Genomic DNA, 24,683 nt, shown 5'->3' on the forward strand with positions numbered 1-24,683 from the left:
CGACCTCGCACGACGGCGGGGGCGGCGCCGAGCAGTACGGCGCCGCCCCCGTCGTCGTGCACGAGCAGTCGTCGTGCACGAGCCGTCGGGACGGAGTCGTCAGGCGGGCCGGCAGTCAGTGCCGGCGATGGTCGACGAAGGTCGGCCGGGGCGAGCGTCGCGGGGCGTGACGCCACAGGCCGCCGGCCTCCAGGAGCCGCACGACGCGGTAGCGGTGGGGGCGGTAGGGCTCCAGCGTGGTGACGAGCTCGGCGTCGTCGAACGGGCGACCGGCGAGCGCCAGCCCGACGACGCGGGCCAGGTGGAAGTCGCCGACGGAGAGGGCGTCGGCGTCACCGAGGGCGCGCTGCGCAGTCTCGGCGGCCGTCCAGACGCCGACGCCGCGCAGCGACATCATGCGCTCGGCCGCCTCCGCGGCCGGCAGCGCGACGAGACGTTCCAGGCTCGGGGCGACGGCGGCACAGCGCGTCACCGTGCGGGCGCGCCCCGGGTCGATGCCGGCGCGGTGCCACTCCCAGGTGGGGACGGCGGCCCACTGCCCGGCCGAGGGCACCACCGACATCGGGGTCGGCGTCGGACCGGGTGCGGGTGTGCCGAAGCGTCTCACCAGGTGGCGCCATCCCGCCTGGGCCTGCACGCCGATGACGCGCTGTTCGAGGACTGCCGGGACCAGGGCCTCCAGCACTCGGGTGCTGCGGGGTACGCGGACACCGGGGAAGCGGCGGTGCAGGTCCGCGAGCAGCGCAAGCTCGGGCGCGAACCCGGTGGGGTCGTCCTGCGCACCGCACAGGTCCGGGGCCAGGGCGGCCGCCGCGCCGGCACCCTCGCCCCACGCGCGGCAGGTGATCGTGCCGTCGTCGTCGGGGGAGAGCAGCATCGTCGCCGGGCCGGCCTCGGTGAGGGTGGTGCGCACCACGTGCCCGGCCACGACCTGGTGCGTCGGGTCGCTGCGGCCGCGCTGCAGGCGACCGAGGGTGGCGACCACGTCGGTGGGGTGGTCCGGGCGCCAGGTGTGCACGACGTCGGCGGCCGACGCCGCGAGGGCGGCGACGTCGTGCTCGACCGGGTGACGGGCCATGGCCCCAGGCTACGGGCGCAGCGAGTGGAGGGTGGTCGCGGCGGACGTGATCGCGCGGACGTGATCGTGCCGGAGGTGGCGGTGCCCCGTGCAGGACTTGAACCCGCGACCGAGAGATTATGAGTCTCCTGCTCTGACCAGCTGAGCTAACGGGGCGCGGCGGTGAGCCTACCGGACGGCGTCGCCGCGCACCGGCGCCGCCCCGGGGCGCGTCCTGGGCTGCAGGTCAGGGTCGCGGTCGTGGAAGAATGTCGGCCATGGCGATGCGAGAGATCCGGGTGGTCCCCGACCCTGTGCTGAGGACCGCGTGCGACGAGATCACCACGATCGACGACCGGGTGCGCAACCTGGTGGCGGACCTGGTCGAGACGGTGGACACCGAAGGTCGGGCGGGTCTGGCCGCGAACCAGATCGGTGTGAACCTGCGGGCCTTCTCCTGGAACGTCGACGACGAGATCGGCTACGTCATCAACCCGCGGATCGTCGACCTGTCCGACGAGACCCAGGACGGCGACGAGGGGTGCCTCTCGGTGCCGGGACTGTTCTACCCGACCGAGCGCGCCTGGTACGCCCGGGTCGAGGGCATCGACCTGGACGGCGAGCGCGTGGTCGTGGAGGGCACCGGCCTGATGGCGCGCTGCCTGCAGCACGAGTGCGACCACCTGGACGGCAAGCTGTACCTCGACCGGTTGGAGCGCGGCGTGCGCAAGAAGGCGATGCGGGAGCTGCGCGAACGCCTCTGAACAGTCTCAAATGTCCATATCGGTGTCGCGTGTGCGGGACCGATCGTGGAAGATGTGACCCAGGACGCAAGACGACACGCCGCTGGAACGGGCTGACCAGGAACTTCATGGACTTCGAGGACGTAGGGGAAGACGGACCTCGGAACCCAGGGAGGACATCATGGCCGGTGCCATCACACGCGGTGTACTTTTCGTGCACTCCGCGCCGCGCGCTCTGTGCCCCCACCTCGAGTGGGCGGCAGGGAACGTGCTGGGCGGTCAGGTCGCGCTGGACTGGACGCCCCAGCCTGCCGCGCGCGGTCTCTACCGTGCCGAGCACTCGTGGCAGGGCGCCCAGGGCACGGGCGCACGCCTGGCCTCGTCGCTGCGCGGATGGGACCACCTGCGTTTCGAGGTCACCGAGGAGGCGAGCCACGGCGCCGACGGCGCCCGCTGGTCGCACACCCCCGACCTCGGCATCTTCCACGCCATGACCGACGTCCACGGCAACGTCGTCGTCCCCGAGGACCGGGTGCGCTCGGCCATGGAGTCCGCGCACGACCCGCACGCCCTGCGAGACGCGATGGACCTCGCCCTCGGCACCGCGTGGGACGACGAGCTGGAGGCCTTCCGGTACGCCGGTGCAGGGGCCCCGGTGCGCTGGCTGCACCGCGTCGGGTAGCCGCCACCCCCTGGGCCCTGGACCGACGACGGCGCCCCACCGGTCATCGAGACCGGTGGGGCGCCGTCGTACGTGCCGAGCAGGGGTCAGGCGTTGGTGACCACCAGGGCCACGTTGTGCCCGCCGAAGCCGAAGGAGTTGTTGATCGCGGCGACGTCGCCGTCGGGCAGCTTCTCCGGGGTGCCGCGCACCAGCGGGACCTGGAGCTCCGGGTCGGGGTTGGCGACGTTGATGGTGGGCGGGGCGAGGCGCTCGTGCACCGCCTTGACGGTGAACAGGGTCTCCAGGGCGCCGGCGCCGCCGAGCAGGTGGCCGGTCATCGACTTCGTCGCCGACAGGCGCACGTGGTCGGTGTCCGCACCGAGCACGGTGCGGATCGAGCGCGTCTCGGTGAGGTCGCCGACCTTCGTGGAGGTGGCGTGGGCGTTGATGTGCACGACGTCGGCGCTGTCGACGTCGGCGTCGGCGAGGGCGCGGCGCATCGCGGCGACCTGGCCCTTGCCCTCCGGGTCCGGGGACGTGATGTGGAAGGCGTCGGCGGACAGCCCGACGCCGGCGATCTTCGCGTACACCCGGGCCCCGCGGGCGGCGGCGTGCTCGGCGCTCTCCAGGACGACCATGGCGGCGCCCTCACCGATGACGAACCCGTCCCGGTCGACGTCGTACGGGCGCGACGCCCCGGCCGGGTCGTCGTTGCGCAGCGACAGGGTGCGCGACGCCGCGAAGGCGGCGATGGGCATCGGGTGGATGGTGGCCTCCGTGCCGCCGCAGACGACGACGTCGGCGCGACCGGCGCGGATCATGTCGATGCCGTAGCCGATGGCCTCGGCCCCGGAGGCGCACGCGCTCACCAGGGAGTGGGCGCCGGCCTGCGCCCCGAACTCGAGCGAGACGTAGGCCACGGGGGAGTTCGGCATGAGCATCGGGACGGTCATCGGCAGGACGCGGCGGGCGCCGCGCTCGCGCAGCGTGTCCCAGCCGTCCAGCGTGGTCCAGATGCCGCCGATGCCGGACGAGACCACGGCACCGAGCCGTTCGCCGTCGACCTCGGGGGCGCCGGCGTCCTGCCATGCCTCGCGGGCGGCGATCATCGCGTACTGGGCCGAGGGGTCCATGCGCTTGATCTCCGGGCGGGGCAGCACCTCGGTCGGGTCGACCTTGATGGTCGCCGCGAACGTGACCGGGATCCCGTACTTCTCGGACCAGTCGTTGTCCATGGTGCGCGCGCCGGACTCGCCGGCGAGCGCGGCCGCCCACGTCGAGGGCGCGTCCCCGGCGAGAGGGGTGGTGGCACCGAGGCCGGTGACGACGACGTCGCGCGAGGCAGTCATGGGGGAGCTCCTGGAGATGATGGTTCAGGTGGTACGGGCGGCGCGGGCAGACCGGTTCACGGTCTGCCCGCGCGACGTGCTGGCCTGCTCAGGCCTGGGCGCCCTCGATGAAGGAGACGGCGTCGCCGACGGTCGTGAGGTTCTTGACCTCGTCGTCCGGGATGCGGACGCCGAACTTGTCCTCGGCGTGCGTCACGATCGTCATCATCGACAGCGAGTCGATGTCGAGGTCGTCGGTGAAGGACTTCTCCGCGACGACCGCGTCGGTCGGCAGACCGGTCTCCTCGGCGACGATCTCGGCGAGGCCCTCGAGGATCTCGGAAGAGGTGTGAGCCATGGGGTGGGTTTCTCCTTGAACGGGGTGCCGGGCTTCCGGCACCTGGTCGGGCGATGGCAGTGCGATTGTCGCGCACCACCGGGGTCGGACTCTACGGGGCGTGCCTCACGGGAGCACCACGACCTGGGCGGCGTAGACCAGACCGGCACCGAAGCCGATCTGCAGTGCCAGGTCGCCCGAGCGGGCTGAGCCCTCGTCGAGCAGCCGCTGGGTCGCGAGCGGGATCGAGGCGGCCGAGGTGTTGCCGGTGTCCGCGATGTCACGGGCCACCACCACCGACTCCGGCAGGCGCAGCTGCTTGACCATCTGGTCGATGATGCGCATGTTCGCCTGGTGCGGCACGAACACCTGGATGTCGTCGGGTTCCACACCGGCCTCGGCCATCGCCTTGGCGGCGACCGGCGCCATCTGGAAGCTCGCCCACTTGAAGACGGTCTGGCCGTCCTGGCGCAGCGTGGGCCAGCCGGCGTCGGTGTCCTCGCGCAGGTCGGACCAGGGGTGCGTCTGCCGGATGGCGCTGGCCTTCGCGCCGTCCGAGCCCCAGACTGTCGGGCCGATGCCGGGTGTGTCCGACGGACCGACGACGGCGGCGCCCGCACCGTCGCCCAAGAGGAACGAGATGGTGCGGTCGGTCGGGTCGACGAAGTCGCTGAGCTTCTCGGCGCCGATGACGAGCACGTGCCGCGCGGCCCCGGAACGCACCAGGGCGTCCGCCTGGCCGATGCCGTACGCGTACCCGGCGCAGGCCGCGGAGATGTCGTAGGCGGCGGCCGGCGTGGCACCCAGCCGGTCGGCCAGCACCGCGGCGGCCGACGGCGTCTGGTGGAAGTAGGTGATCGTGGACAGGATGACCGCGTCCACGTCGGCGCCGGTGAGCCCGGCCGCGTCGAGCGCGCGGCGGGCGGCCGCCTCGGCGAGGTCGAGGACGTCGACGTCGTTCGTGGCGCGGGTGCGCGTCACGATGCCGGTGCGCTGGCGGATCCACTCGTCCGAGGAGTCGATGGGCCCGGCCACGTCGTCGTTGGTGACGACCTCGCTGCCCCGCTCGGCACCGATCGCCAGGATGCGGGAGTACCGGACGGGCTCGGCCTGGCGCAGGGCCTTGCGGGCGCTCACGCGGCGCCGCCGACCACGGAGTGCCGGGCGATGAGGTCGCGGGCGGCCTCCACGTCGTCGGGGGACTTCACCGCGACGGACTCGACGCCCTTCAGGGACCGCTTGGCCAGTCCGGTCAGGACGCCGCCGGGGGCGAGCTCCAGCAGTCCGGTGACACCGAGGTCGCTCAGCGTGGTCTGGCACAGGTCCCACCGCACGGGCGCGGTGACCTGGGCGGCCAGGCGGGCCAGCACGTCGGTGGAGCGGCCCTGACCGTGCGCGCCGTCGCCGAGGGTGGAGTACGCGGCGCCGTCGGCGTTGCTCAGCAGCGGCAGGCGCGGGTCCGTCGCGAGCCAGGTGGAGGCGACGGACTCGAACACGCCGCGCGCCGCGTCCATGTACGGGGTGTGGAACGCGCCCGCCACCTGCAGGGGGATGACGCGGGCCCGTGCCGGCGGGTGGTCCGCCAGCGCACCGAGCGCCTCGGGGGAGCCGGCGGCCACGACCTGACCGCCGCCGTTGACGTTCGCGGGGAAGAGGCCGGCCGCCTCGATGGAGGCGAGCACGTCCTGCGGCTCGCCGCCCACGACGGCGCTCATGCCCGACGGCGTGGCCGCGGCCGCGTCGGCCATGGCGCGGGCACGGTGCGAGACCAGCCCGACGGCGCCGGCGTCGTCCAGGGCTCCCGCGACGGCCGCCGCGGCGAGCTCGCCGACGGAGTGGCCGGCGGTCACGTCCACCACGTCGGTCGTCTCGCGTCCGTCCAGGATCGCGCGCAGCGCGAGCAGCGAGGCGGACACGATCAGCGGCTGGGCGACAGCGGTGTCACGGATCGTCTCGGCGTCGGACGCCGTCCCGTGCAGGGCGATGTCGGTCCCGGCCGCCGCGGAGAACGAGTCCAGGAGGTCGGTGAGGCCGGGCAGCTCGAGCCAAGGGCTGAGCATCCCGGGGGTCTGAGAGCCCTGTCCAGGGCAGACGACGGCGAGCACGAGTCCACCGTGCCACCTGCCGGGCCCGGCGGAGCGTCGCGACCCGCACGAACCTCGCACAGGGCGATTGTGGGAATCGTCAACGGACAGCGGTCGGGACGGCGCCCTCAGGCGTCGGCGCCGAGCTGGCCGAGCGCGAGCGCGACCTGCAGCACGAACGACTCGCGGGCGTCCAGGGGGTCCCATCCGGTGATCTCGGACACCTTGCGCAGGCGGTAGCGCACCGTGTTGGGGTGCACGTACAGGCGACGGGCGGCCGCCTCCAGCGAGCGCCCGGTGCCCAGGTAGGCCGACAGGGTCTCCAGCACCGAGCCCGTGGCCTCCTCCAGCGGCCGGTACGCCTGGGCCACGAGGGTGCGTCGTGCCGCGACGTCACCGGTCAGGACGCGCTCGGGCAGCAGGTCGTCGGCCATGACCGGGCGGGGCGCCTGCGGCCAGGCGGGCGCCGCGGCGAGACCGGCCAGCGCGGAGCGGGCCGACGTCGTCGCCTCCGCCACGCCGGACACCACGGCGCCGAAGACGACCGGGCCGGGACCGAACCGGCCCACCAGGGACGTCGCCGCCGCGACGAGGTCGCCGTCGCCGCCCAGGACGAGCACCAGCCGGTCCCCGTGGATGCCGACCAGGGTGTCGCCGGCCGCCCGGCGGGCGGCGCGTCGCAGCTCGGCCGTGCCGACGTCGTCCAGGCCGTCCGTCGCCTCGCCGACGACGACCAGGACGTTGCCCCGCCCGCTCCACCCGAGCGCCGAGATGCGCGAGCGCAGGGCGTCGTCGGTGTCCCCGCGCACCAGGGCGTCGACCGCCAGCGCCTCCAGCCGCGCGTCCCAGGCGCCGCGCACCTCGGCGGCCCGGGCGTAGACCTCCGCGGCGGAGAAGGCGACCTCGCGGGAGTACCGCAGCACGGCCTCGCGCAGGTCGCGCTCGTACCCGGGGGCCGCGATCTGGTCGGAGTGGGACTCCACGACGTCGACCATCAGGCGCACGAGCTGCAGCGTGTGCTGCAGGGAGATGGAGCGGGTCAGCTCCGGGGGCGCCGCGGCGAACATCTCGCCCACGCCGTGCGGCGTGCGGGTCGGTTCGGCGAACCACGTGGCGAAGGAGTTGATGCCCGACTGGGCGACGAGAGCGACGTAGGAGCGGTCCTCCGCGGGGAGCTGGCGGTACCACAGGACCTCCTCGTCGAGGCGGCGCATGGCGGCCGCCGTGAGGAGGCCGAGGCCCTCCCGGACCCTCTGGACGTTCTCGTCGCGGGAGACGGTCGAGGTCGACATGCTCCGAGGATAGGTCCCCAGTTGTGGGGAGTGCACAAAGGTCCGCGGGACGGGCGGCCACGCCGACGTCACCGTGCCCGCTCGTGCCCCCAGAGGATATGGTCGTTGCCATGGCCCTGATGCCCCGACTGCGCCGGCTTCTGCGCCGGCCACGACCTGTCTCCCGCGTCGGAGCGCGCCGGCCCACGGACTCGCGCCGTCGTGGTGACACCGTCCACGAGGACGCGCTGCGCGCGAAGCTCCAGGACGACCCCAACGACGGACCGTCCTTCGACGCGCTCGCCGAGCTCGTGCGACGGCACGCCGCCGAGCCCTCCAGCCCCGACGACCCGCTCGCCGCCGTGCCGGAGGAGGAGCGGATCGCCGCCGCCGACCTCGCCGTCTGGTCGCTGGCCGAGGAGCTCGCCGGCCACCCGCGGGCCTGGCGGCCGCTGCTCGAGCTCGCCCGGCTGTCGGTCGCGGACGACCCCGAGGGGGCGATGCGACGCTTCACCACCGCCACGGAGCGGGACGGCACCGGCCAGGCGTTGGCCATCGGGCTGCGCATGCTGCGCGAGGCGGACCTGCCCGTGGAGGCTCTCGGGCTCGGCGTCGGGCACTGGCGGGTGCGCGAGCACGTCCCCGAGGTGGGGCGTCAGCTCGTGCTCGCCGCGCTGGAGGCCGACCGTGTCTTCGAGGCCCGCCGACACCTGGAGGCCCTGGAGGCCCACCCGGACCAGTCCGCGGTGGCCGCGATGCGGCCCGAGCTGACCGCGGCCGTCGAGGGCGCGGAGGTCACGGGCTCGCCCACCTGACCCGAGGTGGAGCGCGGGGCCGGGGACGGCGCGACCGCGCCCCCGCACCGCAGCGATCACCATCGCCCGCACCGCTCGACGTCGACACGAGGGCCCGTCCGGAGATCCGGACGGGCCCTCGTGTCGACGCTCGCCGGGGGGACCGGCGGGCTCAGCGGGTCAGCTGTCGCCGCCCGCGACGCCGGACGTCCCGGCGGTCACGTCGTTCAGGCGGTACTTCTCCACGGCCTGCGCCACGACCTCGCGGGCCACCTCGCCCCGACGAGCGAGCTGCTGCAGCGTCTTGACCACCATCGACGGACCGTCGATGAGGAAGAAGCGGCGAGCGGCCGCACGGGTGTCGGAGAACCCGAACCCGTCCGCGCCCAGGACGGCGTAGTCGCCGGGGATCCAGGCACGGACCTGGTCGGGGACCAGGTGGTCGTAGTCGCTGGTGGCGACGAACGGGCCGGACGCACCCGAGAGCTTCTCGGTCAGGTACGGCACCCGCGGCTCGGCCGCCGGGTCGACCAGCGCGTCCTTCTCCGCCGCGAGGGCGTCGCGACGCAGCTCGTTCCAGCTCGTCACCGACCACACGTCGGCCGACACTCCCCAGTCCTCGCGCAGGAGCTCCTGGGCCTCCAGCGCCCACGGCACACCCACGCCGGACGCGAGCAGCTGGGCCTTGGGGCCCTCGCCGGCGTTGGTGGAGATGCGGTGGATGCCGCGAAGGATGCCGTCGACGTCCACGTCCTCCGGCTCGGCGGGCTGGACCATCGGCTCGTTGTACACCGTGAGGTAGTACATGACGTTCTGGTCGCGCCCGTCGGAACCATCACCGAACATGCGCTGGATGCCGTCGCGCACGATGTGGCGGATCTCGTACCCGAAGGCCGGGTCGTACTGCACCATCGCGGTGTTCGTGCCCGCGATGAGCGGCGAGTGGCCGTCGGCGTGCTGCAGGCCCTCACCGGTCAGGGTGGTGCGGCCGGCCGTCGCGCCGATGATGAAGCCGCGGGCGAGCTGGTCGCCGGCCGCCCAGAACTGGTCGCCGGTGCGCTGGAAGCCGAACATCGAGTAGAAGATGTAGACCGGCACCATGAGCTCGCCGTGCGTCGCGTAGGACGTGCCCACCGACTGGAACGCGGCCGCGGAACCGGCCTCGTTGATGCCGGTGTGCATGATCTGCCCCGCGTCGGACTCCTTGTAGCTCAGCATGAGCTCGCGGTCCACGGCGAGGTAGTTCTGCCCGGCGGTGTTGAAGATCTTCGCGCTCGGGAAGATCGAGTCCAGGCCGAAGGTGCGGGCCTCGTCGGGGATGATCGGCACGATGCGCTTGCCGAACTCCTTGTCCTTGATGAGGTCCTTCAGGAGCCGCACGAACGCCATCGTCGTGGCGATCTGCTGGTTGCCCGAGCCCTTCTTCAGGATCTCGTACGCCTTGTCGCCCGGCAGGTTCAGCGCCTTCGGCGACGCGCGCCGCTCCGGCACGAAACCACCCAGCTGACGACGTCGCTCCAGCATGTACTGGATCGACTCGTCCTCCATGCCCGGGTGGAAGTACGGGGGCAGGTACGGGTCGGCGTCGATCTGCTCGTCCGTCAGCGGGATGCGCAGGTTGTCGCGCAGCGCCTTGAGGTCGTCGTTCTTGACCTTCTTCATCTGGTGGGTGGCGTTGCGCCCCGCGAAGCTCGAGCCCAGGCCGTAGCCCTTGACCGTCTGCGCGAGGATGACGGTCGGCTGGCCGGTGTGTGCCCGCGCCGCCGTGTACGCCGCGAAGATCTTGCGGTAGTCGTGACCGCCGCGACGCAGGTTCCAGATGTCGTCGTCGGTCATGTTCTCCACGAGCGCCTTCGTGCGCGGGTCGCGCCCGAAGAAGTGCTCGCGGATGAACGCACCGGACTCCGCCCGGTAGGTCTGGTAGTCACCGTCGGGGGTGACGTTCATGAGGTTGACCAGGGCGCGGTCCTTGTCCGCGTTGAGCAGCGCGTCCCACTCGCGGCCCCAGACGACCTTGATGACGTTCCAGCCGGCGCCGCGGAACTGCGCCTCGAGCTCCTGGATGATCTTGCCGTTGCCGCGCACCGGGCCGTCGAGACGCTGCAGGTTGCAGTTCACGACGAACGTGAGGTTGTCGAGGCTCTGGTGGGCGGCGAGCTGCAGCATGCCGCGCGACTCGGGCTCGTCCATCTCGCCGTCACCGAGGAACGCCCAGACGTCCTGCTGGTCGGTGTCCTTGATGCCGCGGTTGTGCAGGTACTTGTTGGTCCACGCCTGGTAGATCGCCGACGCGGGGCCGAGGCCCATCGAGACGGTCGGGAACTCCCAGAAGTCGGGGAGCATGCGCGGGTGCGGGTACGACGGCAGGCCGCCGTCCGCGTGCGACTTCTCCTGGCGGAACCCGTCGAGCTGGTCCTCGCTGAGGCGGCCCTCCAGGTAGGCGCGGGCGTACTGACCGGGGGAGGAGTGCCCCTGGAAGTACACCTGGTCGCCGCCACCCGGGTGGTCCTTGCCCCGGAAGAAGTGGTTGAGCCCCACCTCGTACAGCGTCGCCACGGACGCGTAGGAGGAGATGTGCCCGCCGACCGCGACGTCGGGGCGCTGGGCGCGGGTCACCATGACCGCGGCGTTCCAGCGGATCCACGAGCGGTAGCGACGCTCCATCGACTCGTCGCCCGGGAAGTACGGCTCCTCGTGCACACCGATGGTGTTCACGTAGGGCGTCGACACCGACGTCGGGATCTGCACGTTGCGCTCACGGGCGCGGCGCAGCATGTTGAGCATCACGTAACGGGCGCGGGGTCCGCCCTTGTCGTCGATCAGCCCGTCGAGGGACTCCACCCATTCCGAGGTCTCGGACGGGTCGATGTCCGGCACAGCGCTGAGCAGACCGTCGATCAGCGGTCCGGTCTCGTCGTACGAAGCCACCAGCAACCTCTCTCTTCTGCGGGCTGCCGCCAGCGGCGGCCGCTCGTGTCAGGCGTTCCCCGTGCGCGGCGTCCGCGTCGTCGGGGTCGCGACGGCGCGGCCACCTCCGGGTGGTCACTAGCCATTGTGGCGCTACTTCGACCGCCTCAACACCAGGAGGCGGTCAAGAATCCGTGATCTACGTCATGCCCAGGCATGTCGGCGCCCGCCCTGGCCTGCTCGTGGACACCCCCGCGGTGGGCCTGGCGGGCACAAGAGCGCTGAGTGCACTACCTTGACGCTGACGGGGCGGGCACTGTCGTGCCCGCCCGCACTCGACGGAAGGAACGTAGACCCCCGTGGGACAGCAGGCGGACACCCAGGCAGCACGCTTCGGGTTCACCACCGGTCAGGTCGTGCAGGAGTTCGGTTGGGACGACGACGTCGACGAACCGCTGCGCGCCGCGCTCGAGAGTCTTCTCGGCAACGAGCTCGCGGACGAGGACTACGACGACGTGACCGACGGCGTCCTGGTCTGGTGGCGCGAGGAGGACGGTGACCTCACCGACATGCTCGTCGACGTCCAGACCTCGCTCGAGGACGGCGGTCAGGTGTGGCTCCTGACCCGCAAGCCGGGACGCGACGGGCACGTGGGCCACAACGAGATCCAGGAGGCCGCCACCACGGCCGGCCTGCACGCCACGAGCACGTTCTCGGCGGGAGACGACTGGTCGGCCACCCGGCTCGCCCCGCGCGGCCGCTGACCGTGCCGGCGCCGGTGGCGGGCGACCCCGCACCCGACTTCACCCTCCCGGACACCCACGGCACGCCCACGCACCTGGCGGACCTGCGCGGCGAGCCGGTGCTCGTGGTGTTCTACCCCTTCGCCTTCTCGGGGATCTGCACCGGCGAGCTGTGCGAGCTGCGCGACAACATCGAGGACTTCGAGTCCGCCGGTGTGCGGCTGCTCGCGGTGTCCACCGACCCCGTGTTCACGCTCAAGGCCTGGCAGGAGGTCGAGGGCTTCGGGTTCGACCTGCTCAGCGACTTCTGGCCGCACGGCGACGCGGCCCGTGCGTTCGGGGTGTTCGACGAGACCTCCGGCCACGCCCTGCGCGGGTCGTTCCTCGTGGACGCCGACGGGATCGTGCGCTGGTCGGTGGTCCTGCCCCGAGGGCAGCGGCGTGACCTCGACGGCTACCTCCGGGCACTCGCCGAGATCTGATCGCGGGACGGTGTCCCGCCCCGCGGCGCCGGGCCGGTATCCTTGCCTGCGCTGCCAGGGCCTGTAGCTCAGCTGGTTAGAGCGCCACGTTTACACCGTGGATGTCGGGGGTTCGAATCCCTCCGGGCCCACCACCGGCTCCGACCGTCACCTCGTCGCCGAGGCGACGTCGGGCGCCTCCCCTCAGGCCCGCAGAGGGGAGTGCTGCTCCGGGACGCCGTCGTCGGGCACCAGGTCCTCGCGCAGGTGGCGGGCGTACCCGCCGGGCGTGCGACCGACCAGGCGTGCCGAGGTGAGCACCTCGGCCGCGGCGTCGGGCACGATCCGTGCGCCGAGGGTGCGCGCCGCCGCCACGATCGCCACGTCCTCGTGCTCCGGGATCGGGGCGAAGCCGCCGGCGGCCCGGTACACGGACGCACGGATCCCGAGGTTCGCGCCGTGCACGTGGCCGTTCGCCTCGCCGGGACGATGGCGGGCGTGCCAGGCCGCGGCACGGCCGGGGAGAGCTCGGCCAGCCGGGGCCGCACGGTCCCCACCATCACGTCGGCACCCTGCTCGGCCAGCTCCACCTGGCGGGTCAGCCAGTGGGCGGGCACCTCGGAGTCCGCGTCGGTGCAGGCCAGCCAGGTCCGTTCGGCGGGCACGCCGGGGTCGACGGCGTCCGTCCCGGTTCGCCGGGCGGCGCCGACGCCGACGCCGTGGGTGACGAGGGTGCGGAAGCCCGACGCGCGGGCGATGGCCTCGCTGGCGTCCGTGCAGCCGTCCAGCACGACGACCACCTCGACGGACAGGTCGGGGCGCACGGTGCGCAGCCGCTCGACGGCGCCGTGCAGGGAGGCCAGGCAGCCCGGCAGCAGGTCCTCCTCGTCCCGGACCGGAACCACGACCGTCACGGCGCGCAGGCGGCCGGCCGTCATCGCAGGCCCTCCGCACGGGCCACGGAGATCACCGGCGGCCGGGTCAGGACGTCGAGCAGGAAGTCCTCCTCCTCGTGGCGGACCTGCACGGCCAGCCCGGGTCGCGCACGCAGCACCCGGTGCACGTCGTCACCCCCGCGGGGGTACTCGGGCACGTCGTGGCGCCAGTGGCACGCCACTACCACGCCGTCGGGCGTCAGCGAGCCGATCACGCGCGTGAGCGTCCGATCGAGATCGGCGTCGTCGAGGTAGTAGAGGACCTCCGACAGGACGACGAGGTCGAACGTGCCGTCCGGCCACTCGCGCGGGGCGTCGAGGCGCAGGAGGTCGACCTCGTCGCCGAGACGCTCCCGTGCCGCAGCCAGGGGCGCATCGGCCACGTCGACGCCGGTGAGACGCTCGCAGCGCGCCGCGAGCGCCTCGGTCAGCACACCGGTGGAGCAGCCGAGCTCGAGCCCGCGGCGGAACCGTTCGCGCGGCAGGGCGGCGAGCAGGACGGCGCGCTTGCGGGCCTCGTACCAGCGGGACTCGAAGCCCCACGGATCGTGGCGACCGGCGTAGAAGCGGTCGAAGAAGTCGCGTCCGAGCGAGGTGTTCGAGCCGCTCGGTGACTCACGGGCGGCCGGTTCGGCGCCCGCCTCGACGAACACCTCCGCGACCCGGGCGGCGTGGCGCAGCATCTCGACGCCGAGCACCGCCGGGCCCTCCAGGCCTGGTCGTACCTGGCTGTCGTGGACGTGCACGGCCGTGAACTTGGTGGCGCGCTCCGCGTCGTCGAGCGGCAGGGCGCGCAGGGCTTCCCACGGCACGTCGTCGTCGGACGGCTCCGCCCAGTGCCACAGCCAGATCGGGTACTCCAGGAGCCGGACCCCACGACGGTCGGCGACCTGCGCCGCGACCTCGCCGGCGATCCGGTGGTCACGGTGGCCGTCGCCCCGCCACGGCGCGCACAGCACCACGTGGGCTCCGGCGGCAAGGGAGAGCGTCGCGTCGAGCCAGGCGGCGAGCTGGTCGCGGTGCTCGCGCAGGCCGCCGTCGGGCAGTCCCAGCAGCACGAGGCGTGCCCCGGGGGCGAGCACGGAGACCGCCTCGGCGACCTCGCGACGGCGGGTGGTGCGCACCTGGTCCGGCTCGGTGTCAGGGTGCGACCCCTCCCCGTCGGTGGCCACGACCACCGTCACCGGGACGCCGCGGCCGGCGAGACGGTGCACGAGCCCGCCCGCACCGAGGGACTCGTCGTCGGGATGCGCGGCCAGGACGAACAGCTCGTCGACGGCGTCGACGTCCAGGGGCACGGGACGCTCCGTCACCCCGGCCGCCACCCACGCGTCCTCCGGGGTGCCGGGGTCCCGGTGGTCGAACGTCACCACGGGGCCACCCCGGCAGCCAGCAGGTCGCGACCCAGGGCCGCCTCGTCCCGTTCGGCGTGATGCTGGCGGACGTACACCCCGAGGTCGGCCACGCGACGTGCGAACGCCTCGTCGGCGGTCAGGGGGCCGGGACCGAGGGCGTGAGCGCAGCGTCGCTGCACCTCCTCGACCGCGCCGGCCACGACCGTGCGCACGCGACGGGCCAGCACCGCGGACGGCTTGCCGTCGATCCCGGCGTCGACCTGGTCGGCAGCCTCCACCAGGCACGCGCGGGCGGCGGTCAGTGCCACGTCGACCGCGCCCAGGTGGGCCAGCGCGAGCTGGTCCGCCTCCCGGGCCCCGAGCGCGTCCCACAGGGCCCGCGCGAGCCCGACGGCTCCTCCCCACCAGCAGGCCGCGACGCCGATCCCGCCCCACGCGAAGCCGGGCCGCCGCAGGTACCACCCGGGCGGCCCGACCGGCACCGCGGGGGCGTCGTCGAAGGTCACGGGTGCGCTGACGACCTGGGCCAGCCCTCGGGACACCCACGGCCCGGCAGCGGGCAGCACGTCGTCGGCGCGCAGACCCACCGCGAACAGGCGGCGTTCGTCGTCGGACACCCACGCCGTGACCAGGGCGTGGCTGAGCGTGCCGGCCAGGGAGCACCACGGCTTGGTACCGGTCAGGCGCCACCCGCCGTCCACCTCGTGGGCCTCCAGCCGGACGCCCGGGCCCTCGGCGGCGAAGACGCCCCAGGTGCTCGACCCCCCGGCTCCCACCGCGCCGAGATCGACCGGCGTCGGAGCCTGGGCGAGCACGGCGAGGGCGTCCAGGTGCGGCTCCAGCACCCGTGCCGCGCCCACGTCGGCGGCCGCGACGGACGCCAGTGCCGACCACAGGGCCGCCGTGGACCCCGTGCCGGGCAGGGGGAGCAGGTCGGCGGTGTCGGTCGTCCAGGTCAGCAGGGCCTCGACGTCGAGCCCGCGATGCGCGGCGACGCCGAGCCGTGCGGCGTCCAGCAGGGGCGGGGCCGGGTCGTGCGGGCGAAGTAGGGCGGGAGCCGACGTCGGCCCTCCGAGTTCAGGCACAGCGATGTCCTCCGGGTCGTAGCGGGCTGGGAAGGGCCCCGGACCGGGTCCGGGGCAGCGGGGTGCCCGGCGTCAGGCGGGAGCCGTCCACGGGTCGAGCACGACCTTGACGCAGCCGTCGTCCTTGCGCTGGAACGTGCGGTAGGCGTCCGGTGCGTCCTGCAGGCCGAGTCGGTGGGTGCGCAGGTCGAGCACGCCCAGCGGGTCGGCAGGGTCCTGCACCAGCGGCAGGAGGGTGTCGGTCCAGCGGCGCACGTTGGCCTGACCGGTCCGCAGGGTGAGCTGCTTGTCGAAGATCTGCATCATCGGCAGGGGGTCCTTCGCCCCGCCGTAGACGCCCGACAGCGACACCGTGCCGCCCCGGCGCACCAACGAGATCGCGGCCAGCAGCGCGGCGAGACGGTCCGTGCCGCCACGTTCGGTGAGCGGGCCGGCCACGGCGTCCGGGAGCATGCCGACGATCCGCTGGGTCGTCTCGGCGACCGGGGAGCCGTGCGCCTCCATGCCGACGGCGTCGATGACCGAGTCCGGCCCACGGCCCTCGGTGAGGTCGAGGACCGCCTCGGTGACGTCACGCTCGCCGGGGTCGAACGTGACCACGCCGTGGCGCTGCGCCATGGTGCGCCGCTCCCGCACGGGATCGATGCCCACGACGGTGCTCGCCCCCCGGTGCAGCGCGACCCGTGCCGCCATCTGCCCGATCGGACCGAGCCCCAGCACGACGACGCTGCCGCCGGCGGGGACGTCGGCGTACTCCACGGCCTGCCAGGCGGTGGGCAGGACGTCCGACAGGTAGAGCCACCGCTCGTCGGGGCTGCCGTCGTCGGGCACCACGACCGGCCCGTACTGTGCTTGCGGCACGCGCAGGAACTGGGCCTGCCCGCCGGGGACCTGACCGTAGAGGCGCGTGTACCCGAACAGTGCGGCGCCCTTGTCCTGCGAGCGCACCTGCGTCGTCTCGCACTGCGCCTGCAGGCCGCGCGTGCACATCCAGCAGTGCCCGCAGGAGATGTTGAACGGCACGACCACCCGGTCGCCGACCGACAGACCACCGACCTCGCTGCCGACCTCCTCGACGACGCCCATGGCCTCGTGCCCCAGCACGTCGCCGGCGTCCAGGAACATGCCCAGCACGCCGTACAGGTGGAGGTCGGAGCCGCAGATCGCCGTCGAGGTCACCCTGACGACGGCGTCCGTCGGTTCCTCGACGACCGGGTCAGGGACGTCGCTGACGTCCACGTGCTCCTGCCCCTGCCACGTCACTGCTCGCATGCTCGACTCCTTCCGCCCCGGGCACGGGGACCTGCACGGTCGAACCGTGCACGATCGGTGCGGCCGCAGGGCCAGGTCGTCCGGCGGGCTGCTTCACCGGTCCGTCGTCAGTAGATCAGACCTCGCGCTGTTCCACCTGCCGGCCCCCGGCGCTCACGAGGTGGACGAGGTGCCGCCCGCGGCCGCCCCGGCCGTCGGTTCGCCCGACGGCTTCGCGTCCGGGGTCGGAGCCTCGGTCGGAGCCTCCGTGGGTTCCTCGGTCGGAGCCTCGGTCGGTTCCTCGGTGGGCTCGGGATCCGGTGTCGGTTCCTCGGTGGGTTCCTCGGTCGGTTCGGGATCCGGTGTCGGTTCCTCGGTGGGTTCCTCGGTGGGCTCCTCCGACGGCTCGTCGTCGGGCGTCTCGGAGGGCGTCGGCTCCGACGTGGAGGTCGGGCGGGGGCGCGACGTCGGTTCGGACGTGGGCCGCGACGATGGCGAGGCCGTCGGCTGCGACGTCTCGGGCGACGGTGACGGGCTGAACGTCACGGGGGCCACCGGTGCGACGTCGTCGCCGTCCCGCGTGGTCCAGAACGCCACCGCCCCGACGGCGGCCGCCACCAGGATGAGCACGAGCAGCACGACGTTGATCCGGCGGGAGAAGAACCCCCTCCAGCCCGTCGGTTCCTCGGCAGCAGTCTCTGACGGTGTCGCCTCGCCCGGTGTCGCCTCGCCCGGTGTCGCCTCGCCCGGTGTCGCCTCGTCCGGCGTCGCCCCGTCGGCGGCAGCCCCGTCGATCGCCGATCCGTCCGCTGCGACCGCCGGCCCGGCGGCTGCCGCCGTGGCTGCTGCTGCGCCTGCTGCTGCGCCCGCTGCTGTGCCCGCAGTGCCGGCCGCAGCAGCGTCGTCTGCGTCGACCGCGCCGAGCTGGCGGGTCCGGCCGAGCTCTGCGGCACCCAGCGCGGCGGCCCCTGCAGCTGCCGCGCCCGCCACCCCGACGACCGCGGTGCGGTCCGGGTCGCCCGCGACGATCTGGCCGAGCGTCATCGTCTGGTCGGGATCGCCGCCGTCGGGGTCCGGTGACCCGGTCCCCGCCACCGTCGTCTCCGCGCGCAGCAACGTCGCCACCGCGGCGATCATCTCGCCCGCGGCCGCGTAGCGGCGGTCAGGGTCCTTGGCCATCGCCCGGGTGACGACGCGGTCCACGGAGACGGGGACGGCGGCGCGACGGGCCGACGGCGCGGGGACGGGCGCCCCCACGTGCGCACGCAGGACGTCCTCCGCACGGGGCCGTTCGTACGGTGCGTGCCCGGTGAGGGCGAAGTAGGCGCACGCGCCCGCCGAGTAGAGGTCGCTGCGGGCGTCGAGCGGCCTGCCCCGGGCCTGCTCCGGGGACATGTACCCGACCGACCCGGCGACCGTCGAGCCGTCACCGTCGCCGCCGGCCGGGGCGGTGAGGCCGAGGTCGAGCAGGCCGACCGTCATCGTGCCGTCGTCGCGCCGGTCGACCACGACGTTGCGCGGGGCCACGTCGCGGTGCACCAGACCGGCCGCGTGGACCGCGGCGAGCGCCTCGAGCAGGCCTCCCGTCACGATCAGCGCCTCCGGCCACGGCAGGCCGTCGAGACCGGCGAGGTCGGAGAGCAGGACGCCGGGCAGCCGGCGGGTCAGCACCCACGGGACGGTGGCGCCCGCGACCTCGTCCTCCCCGGTGTCGAGGACCTTGACCACGGCGGGGTGGTCCACCTGGTCCGACGCGGCGATCTCGCGCGCCAGGGCGGCGCGGGTCACCTCGTCGTCGACCAGGTGCGGGTGGAGGACCTTGATGACGAGCGGCTCGTCGCCCTCGGCCGGGCCGGCTGCGCCGTCGTCGGCGGTCTCGCCAGTGTCGCCGGGGGAGGGGACGCGCGTCGTCTCGTAGACGGTGTAGGTGCCGCCGGTGCCGAGGACGTCGCCGAGCACGTACCGGCCGCCGAGCACCACGCGCCCGTCGGCGGTCTCGTCGGGCGGGTCCGACGGCGTCGCGTCGCTCACCGCTCGAAGGTCCAGGGGTCGGTGCGGACGGCGGCGAGCGGCCGGTCCGTCGGCGCGATGATCTCGGTCTTTTCAGTCATGAGCCATCACAGGATAGGTGCTCGGGAGCGCTGCCGCACAAGGATCCACGGGAGGAGTCGAGGGCGACGACCCGTCGGCCGGGTGCACGTCGGCCCCCTGCCCGCGGGTGCGGGAAGGGGGCCGACGTGCACCGGACGGTGTCCGAGCGATCAGGCGCGGCGACGGCGCAGGATCACGATGCTCGCGCCGGCGGCGACGAGCAGCGCGGCCCCGAGGGCGAGCCACATCGTCGACGAACCGGTGGTGGCGAGCTGCGCCGAGGTCTGGGCGGCCGTGGCCGGCGCGGCGTCGACCGCAGAACCGGCGGCGGGCGCCGCGTCGACGGAGCCGGAGACCTGGTCGTCGGTGTCGGTCTCGACCGGCGTCAGCACCTCGACACCGTCGGTGACCTGCGGACCGGCCTGCGCCGGGTAGGCGAGCTCGACGGCGAGCTCCGGGTTCACGACCAGGGTCGCGGTGATGTCACCGAGGGTCCAGGCGAAGCCGTCCTCGCTGCGGGTCCAGGAACCGTCCTCGTGCTGCGTCCAGCCGGGGAACGCCGTGGGCGTGCCGTCCTCGGCGATCTCGGCGCCGGGCCACAGGATGCTCCCGGTGAGCCGACCGTCGACGAGGGTGCCGAGCTCGACGGTGGTGGTGCGGGTGCCGTCGGTGAGCACGATCGAGGCGGTGTCGCCGGTGGAGCGACCGGCGGGGTCGGTCAGGCGGACGTCGAAGGTGATCCACGGGACGCCGTCGACGCTCGTGGACCCGATCGTCGAACCCTCGAGGGTGAGCTCGTCGCCCTCGCCGGTGCCGTCGCCCTCGCCGGTGCCGTCGCCCTCGCCGGTGCCGTCGCCTTCACCCGGCTCGGTGACCGTGGACTCCTCGACGACGATGTCGACGTTCGCGCCGCCCCAGTTGCCCGCGAGGTCGAACGCGCCGGCGCGAACGGTGTAGCTGCCGGCCGGGAGGTCGGTCGGCAGCGCCCAGGAACCGGACCACGAGGCCTCGCCGATCGCGGTCTTGGCCGACGTCGAACCGATGTTGCGGTAGAACGTGCCGTCCTTGTAGAGGTTCGCGGCGACGCGGCGCAGCTGGGTGCCGTCGGTGGCGGTGAGGACGACGTCGCCGACCTCGTCCGCCGTCGTGGACGCACCGGTGACCGGCGCCGTGATCTCCACGACGGGGCGGGCGTTGTCGAGCACGAACTCGACCGTGGTGGTGTTGCCGAGCACGTCGCGCACGACCAGGGTGTTCGCGCCCTCCACGGCGCCGAACGCGCCGGGCTTGACGAAGTTCAGGTCCGACCAGACGTTGTCCGTCAGGTCCTTCTCCACGCCGTTGAGGGAGAGGCCGTCGACCTTGGCGGGGTCGTGCAGCTTGAAGCTGACGCTGCGGTAGTGGCCGTCACCGCCCATGGTGTCGTCCTTGGTCGTCACCTGGGGGCCCGTGGTGTCGACGACGAACTCCATCGCCGAGCTGTTGCCGAGCACGTCGTAGGCGACGAGGGTGTTGTCGCCCTCGACGGCGCCGAAGACGCCCGTGGTGATGCCGTTGACGTCCGACCAGGCGTTGTTCGTCAGGTCCTTGACGACGCCGTTGATCTCGACCTTGTCGACCTTGTTCGGGTCGTGGAGCTTGACGCTCAGGGTGCGGAAGAGGTCGGTGTCGCCGACGGACTCGGGCTTGACGGTGATCGTGGGGCCGTTCGTGTCGAGCACGAACTCCACGGTGGTGGTGTTGCCGAGGATGTCACGCACCACGAGGGTGTTGTCGCCCTCGACGGCGCCGAACGTGCCGGGCTCGACACCGTTGAGGTCGGACCAGACGTTGTCCGACAGGTTCTTGTCCACACCGTTGAGGGTGAGACCGTCGACCTTGGCGGGGTCGTGCAGCTTGAAGCTCACGGAACGGAACAGGCCGTCGGCGCCCTGGGAGGAGTCCTTGACGGTGACCGTCGGTCCGGTCGTGTCGAGCGTGAACTCGTACGTGCTGGTGTTGCCGAGCGCGTCGTGGGCCACCAGGGTGTTCTTGCCCTCGACGGCGCCGAACGTGCCGGGCTTGATGCCGTTGACGTCGGACCAGGCGTTGTTCGTCAGGTCCTTGAGGACGCCGTTGATCTCGACCTTGTCGACCTTCGCGCCGTCGTGCAGCTTGAGGCTCACCGACCGGAACAGGCCGTCCGCGCCGTCCGAGGAGTCCTTGACGGTGATCTTCGGTCCGGTCGTGTCGAGCGTGAACTCGTACGTGCTGGTGTTGCCGAGCAGGTCGTAGGCCACCAGGGTGTTCTTGCCCTCGACGGCGCCGAACGTGCCGGGCTTGACCCCGTTGACGTCGGAGTAGGCGTTGTTCGACAGGTCCTTGAGGACGCCGTTGATCTCGACCTTGTCGACCTTGGAGGTGTCGTGCAGCTTGAAGCTCGCCGACCGGAACAGGGCGTCCCCGCCGTCGGAGGCGTCCTTGACGGTGATGGACGGTCCCGTCACGTCGGCCGACGGCTCGTCGGCGGAAGCGGGAACGGCGGCCGCGACGCTGACGGCGACGAGGGCGGTCGACAGCGCGGAGGCGAGTGAGAGGCGGACTGGCTTGGATGTCATGTGGCGATTTCTCCGGGATGAAGGTGCCGTCCGGGCGCGCCGAGGGGCGCCCTGAGGCGCTGGTCGGCTGTCCGGTCGAGGTCGATCACTTGGCATGAAGTGCTGCGGCGGGCCGAGGCTAGCGAGCCGAGAACCTGCGGTTCAAGGTCCGGGCAAGCCTTTGCCGGGTCGTCGGGCCGCGCCGTCCGCTCCTTTGCGGTCGTCACGTCGGCAGAACGTTGGAACCGTGCGGCTCAGGGGCCGTTACCAGGACGTGACCAACCGCAGAAGTTCACCCGCTGCTCCGGCTCTGCCCGTGTCGGGGTCGTCCCGCGACGGCGCGGTGTCACCGGGGTGCGAGAGGATCTTCGGGTGCACCTGCTCCTCGACCGGGATCCCGACGGTTCGGTCGTGCTCGGTGCGGGAACCACCGGCACGCCCGCCGGAGCAGGGCCTGACGGTGGGGCAGCACGCGTCGACCCCGGCGACCTGCCGGCGACGGTCGCCGACCTCGAGGCCGATCAGCACCCGCGCTGGACCTGGGGTGACACCAACGACTGGTACCCGGCCCTGCTCGGCGGCGGCGTCCGCGTGGACCGCGCCCACGACCTGCGTCTCGCCCACCGCATCCTGCGGCTCGCCTCCGGCACCGCCACCTCGGCGCTCGCCACCGCCCCACCGAGCACGTGGGACTCCCTGGCACCCGCGCTCGCCGGCGTCACCCGCGCGGACACGGTCCGGGCCCCGCAGGCCGAGTCCCTGTTCGACGCGCCGACACCGGCACCACGCGACGCCGACCGTCCGGACGTGGCTGCGGAGCTCGCCGCCCAGCTCGACGCCGTCGCCGGCTCCACCGCGCCCGGGCGGCTGCGGTTCCTGCTCGCCGCCGAGTCGGCGGGTGCCCTGGTCGCCGCCGAGATGCACCACGCCGGTCTGCCGTGGCGCACCGACGTCCACGACGCGATCCTCACCGCCGTGCTCGGCCCTCGGCCCGCCGAGGGGCGGCGCCCCGCCCGGCTCGAGGCGCTGGCCGACCAGATCCGCACGACGCTCGACGCGCCGCCGTCCCTCAACCCCGACTCCCACCCCGACCTGCTGCGCGCCATGGAGTACGCGGGCGTGGGTGCCCGCAGCCTGCGCAAGTGGGAGCTCGAGCTCATCGACCACCCGGTCGTGGCGCCGCTGCTGGAGTACAAGAACCTCTACCGGCTCTGGACGGCCAACGGCTGGCACTGGCTCGACCGCTGGGTCGACGACGGCCGGTTCCGCACCGAGTACGTCGTCGGTGGCGTGGTCACGGGCCGCTGGTCGTCCACCGGGGGTGGGGCGCTCCAGCTGCCGAGGTCGGTGCGCGGCGCCGTGCAGGCCGACCCCGGCTGGGTGCTGGTCGTCGCCGACGCCGCCCAGCTCGAACCCCGCGTGCTCGCCGCGATGGCCCACGACGAGTCCATGGCCGAGGCCGGCAGCACCGGCGACATGTACGAGGGCATCGTCGCCTCCGGCGCGGTCGAGTCCCGCGAGCTCGCCAAGGTGGGGATGCTCGGCGCGATGTACGGGGGCACCACCGGCGCGAGCGCGCAGGTCCTGCCGCGGCTCGCCCGCGCCTACCCCCGCGCCATGGGGATGGTCGAGGACGCCGCCCGCACCGGCGAGCGCGGCGGCGTCGTGTCGACCTGGCTCGGTCGCACGTCCCCGCCACCCGGCCAGGAGTGGACCGCGGCGCAGTCCTCGGCGCTCGACGACGGCGCGGCCGACGGGGCCGCGTCGCAGGCCCGCTCGACGGCCCGGTCGTGGGGACGGTTCACCCGCAACTTCGTCGTGCAGGGCACCGCGGCGGAGTGGGCCCTGTGCTGGATGGCCTCGATCAGACGACGCCTCTGGGCGCTCGGCCCCGACGCGGCACCACCAGGGCTGGCGCCCGCGCCGTTCACCGACCGTCCGCACCTGGTGTTCTTCGTCCACGACGAGGTCGTGGTCCACGCACCGGCGGCGCTCGCCGACGTCGTCGCCGCCGAGGTGCGCGCCGCCGCCGAAGAGGCGGGCAGGCTGCTCTTCGGCGACTTCCCGGTGCGGTTCCCCCTCACGGTGGCGGCCGTCCAGGCGTACGACGACGCGAAGTAGCTAGGGTCGGTCCATGAGCGCACCCACCCTGGCCGAGGTCGTCACCGTCCTGGACGAGCTGTACCCGCCGGGCACGGCCGAGGGCTGGGACGCCGTCGGGCTGGTGGCCGGTGACCCGGCCCGCGAGGTCCGCAAGGTCCTCTTCGCCGTCGACCCCGTCGCCGCCGTGGTCGACGAGGCCGTCGAGTGGGGCGCCGACCTGCTGGTCACGCACCACCCGCTCTTCCTCAAGGGCGTGCACTCGGTGGCCGCCACGACCTTCAAGGGCTCCGTCGTGCACCGGCTCCTCGCCGCCGGGTGCGCCCTGCACGTGGCGCACACCAACGCCGACGCGGCGCCGCGCGGGGTCGCCGACGCCCTCGCCGACCTGGTCGGGCTGACCGACCGCCGGCCGCTGGTGGCGCGGGTCGACGACGTCGAGCGCGGCATCGGCCGCACCGGCCGTCTGGAGTCGGCGACGACGTTGCGCCAGTTCGCCCGCCGGGTCGCCGACGTGCTGCCCGTCACGGCGCAGGGCGTGCGCGTCGCGGGCGACCTGGACGCCGAGGTGACCACGGCGGCCGTGGTCGGAGGCTCCGGCGACTCGCTGTTCGACGCCGTGCGTGCCGCTTCCGTCGACGTGTACGTCACCGCCGACCTGCGCCACCATCCCGCGTCCGAGCTGCGCGAGCGGGCCGAGTTCGAGGCGGGCGGGCGCGACGCGTCCCGCGGGGCGACGCCGTACCTGGTGGACGTGGCCCACTTCGCGTCCGAGTGGCCGTGGCTCGCGTACGCCGCCGCCGATCTCGCCGCCCGTCTCCCAGACGGTACGGTGACCACCAGGGTGAGCACGCTGGTGACGGATCCGTGGTCCGCGCGGATCGGTGCCGAGCGCTGAGCC

General features: G+C 73.4%; 20 protein-coding genes, 2 tRNA genes and 1 pseudogene. 8 read left to right on the top strand and 15 right to left on the bottom strand.

All coding sequences use genetic code 11. The features are described 5' to 3' along the window. Positions 1-115: 115 nt before the first annotated feature. Together ACNHYB_RS01280 and ACNHYB_RS01285 are read right to left on the bottom strand one after the other, a co-directional pair. The gene (locus tag ACNHYB_RS01280; RefSeq protein WP_418276572.1) at positions 116-1,078 is read right to left on the bottom strand and encodes a DNA-3-methyladenine glycosylase family protein; all 963 of its coding nucleotides are present in this window, start codon (positions 1,076-1,078) and stop codon (positions 116-118) included. A gap of 82 nt (positions 1,079-1,160) precedes the next feature. After that, positions 1,161-1,234, bottom strand: a tRNA-Ile gene (locus tag ACNHYB_RS01285). 101 nt (positions 1,235-1,335) lie between these two features. Between ACNHYB_RS01285 and def the strand changes: the two genes are divergently transcribed. Further along, on the top strand, positions 1,336-1,821 hold the full coding sequence (def, locus tag ACNHYB_RS01290) for a peptide deformylase (RefSeq protein WP_418276573.1): 486 nt from the start codon (positions 1,336-1,338) through the stop codon (positions 1,819-1,821). A 160-nt stretch (positions 1,822-1,981) separates the two neighbouring features. After that, on the top strand, positions 1,982-2,482 hold the full coding sequence (locus ACNHYB_RS01295) for a DUF3145 domain-containing protein (RefSeq protein ID WP_418276574.1): 501 nt from the start codon (positions 1,982-1,984) through the stop codon (positions 2,480-2,482). An 86-nt stretch (positions 2,483-2,568) separates the two neighbouring features. Here ACNHYB_RS01295 and ACNHYB_RS01300 read toward each other — a convergent pair whose 3' ends face one another. From ACNHYB_RS01300 to ACNHYB_RS01320, 5 genes are all read right to left on the bottom strand, one after another. Then, on the bottom strand, positions 2,569-3,813 hold the full coding sequence (locus tag ACNHYB_RS01300; protein WP_418276575.1) for a beta-ketoacyl-[acyl-carrier-protein] synthase family protein: 1,245 nt from the start codon (positions 3,811-3,813) through the stop codon (positions 2,569-2,571). An 88-nt stretch (positions 3,814-3,901) separates the two neighbouring features. Beyond that, on the bottom strand, positions 3,902-4,150 hold the full coding sequence (locus ACNHYB_RS01305) for an acyl carrier protein (protein ID WP_418276576.1): 249 nt from the start codon (positions 4,148-4,150) through the stop codon (positions 3,902-3,904). A gap of 105 nt (positions 4,151-4,255) precedes the next feature. After that, positions 4,256-5,266 (bottom strand): beta-ketoacyl-ACP synthase III, encoded by a 1,011-nt coding sequence (locus tag ACNHYB_RS01310; protein ID WP_418276577.1) that lies wholly within the window; start codon positions 5,264-5,266, stop codon positions 4,256-4,258. Next, positions 5,263-6,234, bottom strand: a complete 972-nt coding sequence (locus ACNHYB_RS01315) for an ACP S-malonyltransferase (protein ID WP_418276578.1) — start codon at positions 6,232-6,234, stop codon at positions 5,263-5,265. The genes ACNHYB_RS01310 and ACNHYB_RS01315 overlap by 4 nt, the downstream gene beginning before the upstream one ends. A 107-nt stretch (positions 6,235-6,341) precedes the next feature. Continuing rightward, on the bottom strand, positions 6,342-7,505 hold the full coding sequence (locus ACNHYB_RS01320) for a PucR family transcriptional regulator (protein ID WP_418276579.1): 1,164 nt from the start codon (positions 7,503-7,505) through the stop codon (positions 6,342-6,344). 110 nt (positions 7,506-7,615) lie between these two features. On the opposite strand from ACNHYB_RS01320, the gene ACNHYB_RS01325 reads away from it, so the two are divergent. Then, positions 7,616-8,299, top strand: coding sequence for a hypothetical protein (locus tag ACNHYB_RS01325; RefSeq protein WP_418276580.1), 684 nt, complete (start codon positions 7,616-7,618; stop codon positions 8,297-8,299). Positions 8,300-8,458: 159 nt separating this feature from the next. On the opposite strand, the gene aceE is transcribed toward ACNHYB_RS01325, so the two are convergent. Then, the gene (aceE, locus tag ACNHYB_RS01330) at positions 8,459-11,206 is read right to left on the bottom strand and encodes a pyruvate dehydrogenase (acetyl-transferring), homodimeric type (RefSeq protein ID WP_418276581.1); all 2,748 of its coding nucleotides are present in this window, start codon (positions 11,204-11,206) and stop codon (positions 8,459-8,461) included. A gap of 338 nt (positions 11,207-11,544) precedes the next feature. Between aceE and ACNHYB_RS01335 the strand changes: the two genes are divergently transcribed. The 3 genes from ACNHYB_RS01335 to ACNHYB_RS01345 all read left to right on the top strand — a co-directional run bounded on the left by ACNHYB_RS01335 (position 11,545) and on the right by ACNHYB_RS01345 (position 12,544). Continuing rightward, a complete protein-coding gene (locus tag ACNHYB_RS01335) occupies positions 11,545-11,949 on the top strand; it encodes a DUF3052 domain-containing protein (RefSeq protein WP_418276582.1) in 405 nt (134 codons plus the stop codon). Between the two features lie 14 nt (positions 11,950-11,963). After that, positions 11,964-12,410, top strand: a complete 447-nt coding sequence (locus ACNHYB_RS01340) for a peroxiredoxin (RefSeq protein ID WP_418276583.1) — start codon at positions 11,964-11,966, stop codon at positions 12,408-12,410. A gap of 57 nt (positions 12,411-12,467) precedes the next feature. Continuing rightward, a tRNA-Val gene (locus tag ACNHYB_RS01345) sits at positions 12,468-12,544 on the top strand. Positions 12,545-12,593: 49 nt separating this feature from the next. Here ACNHYB_RS01345 and ACNHYB_RS01350 read toward each other — a convergent pair. The 7 genes and pseudogenes from ACNHYB_RS01350 to ACNHYB_RS01380 all read right to left on the bottom strand — a co-directional run bounded on the left by ACNHYB_RS01350 (position 12,594) and on the right by ACNHYB_RS01380 (position 21,703). After that, positions 12,594-12,854, bottom strand: coding sequence for a hypothetical protein (locus ACNHYB_RS01350; RefSeq protein ID WP_418276584.1), 261 nt, complete (start codon positions 12,852-12,854; stop codon positions 12,594-12,596). A gap of 107 nt (positions 12,855-12,961) precedes the next feature. After that, positions 12,962-13,327: pseudogene (locus ACNHYB_RS01355) on the bottom strand (glycosyltransferase); the annotation flags it as partial. Beyond that, positions 13,324-14,697 carry a PIG-L family deacetylase gene (locus ACNHYB_RS01360; RefSeq protein WP_418276585.1) on the bottom strand — a complete coding sequence of 458 codons (1,374 nt, stop codon included), beginning with the start codon at positions 14,695-14,697 and terminating at the stop codon, positions 13,324-13,326. The gene ACNHYB_RS01360 and the pseudogene ACNHYB_RS01355, both read right to left, overlap by 4 nt. Next, the gene (locus ACNHYB_RS01365; RefSeq protein WP_418276586.1) at positions 14,691-15,764 is read right to left on the bottom strand and encodes an acyl-CoA dehydrogenase; all 1,074 of its coding nucleotides are present in this window, start codon (positions 15,762-15,764) and stop codon (positions 14,691-14,693) included. The genes ACNHYB_RS01360 and ACNHYB_RS01365 overlap by 7 nt, the downstream gene beginning before the upstream one ends. 72 nt (positions 15,765-15,836) lie before the next feature. Continuing rightward, a complete protein-coding gene (locus ACNHYB_RS01370) occupies positions 15,837-17,036 on the bottom strand; it encodes an alcohol dehydrogenase catalytic domain-containing protein (RefSeq protein ID WP_418276587.1) in 1,200 nt (399 codons plus the stop codon). A gap of 153 nt (positions 17,037-17,189) precedes the next feature. Next, on the bottom strand, positions 17,190-19,046 hold the full coding sequence (locus ACNHYB_RS01375) for a serine/threonine-protein kinase (protein WP_418276588.1): 1,857 nt from the start codon (positions 19,044-19,046) through the stop codon (positions 17,190-17,192). Positions 19,047-19,276: 230 nt separating this feature from the next. After that, positions 19,277-21,703 carry an Ig-like domain-containing protein gene (locus tag ACNHYB_RS01380; RefSeq protein WP_418276589.1) on the bottom strand — a complete coding sequence of 809 codons (2,427 nt, stop codon included), beginning with the start codon at positions 21,701-21,703 and terminating at the stop codon, positions 19,277-19,279. Between the two features lie 351 nt (positions 21,704-22,054). Between ACNHYB_RS01380 and ACNHYB_RS01385 the strand changes: the two genes are divergently transcribed. Further along, complete coding sequence (locus ACNHYB_RS01385) at positions 22,055-23,803, top strand: bifunctional 3'-5' exonuclease/DNA polymerase (RefSeq protein WP_418276590.1); 1,749 nt, start codon at positions 22,055-22,057, stop codon at positions 23,801-23,803. A gap of 13 nt (positions 23,804-23,816) precedes the next feature. Then, positions 23,817-24,680, top strand: a complete 864-nt coding sequence (locus ACNHYB_RS01390) for a Nif3-like dinuclear metal center hexameric protein (protein ID WP_418276591.1) — start codon at positions 23,817-23,819, stop codon at positions 24,678-24,680. Positions 24,681-24,683: the final 3 nt, after the last annotated feature.

The sequence above is a fragment of the Isoptericola jiangsuensis genome (genome assembly GCF_048320105.1).
Taxonomy (GTDB): Bacteria; Actinomycetota; Actinomycetes; order Actinomycetales; family Cellulomonadaceae; genus Isoptericola; species Isoptericola jiangsuensis_A.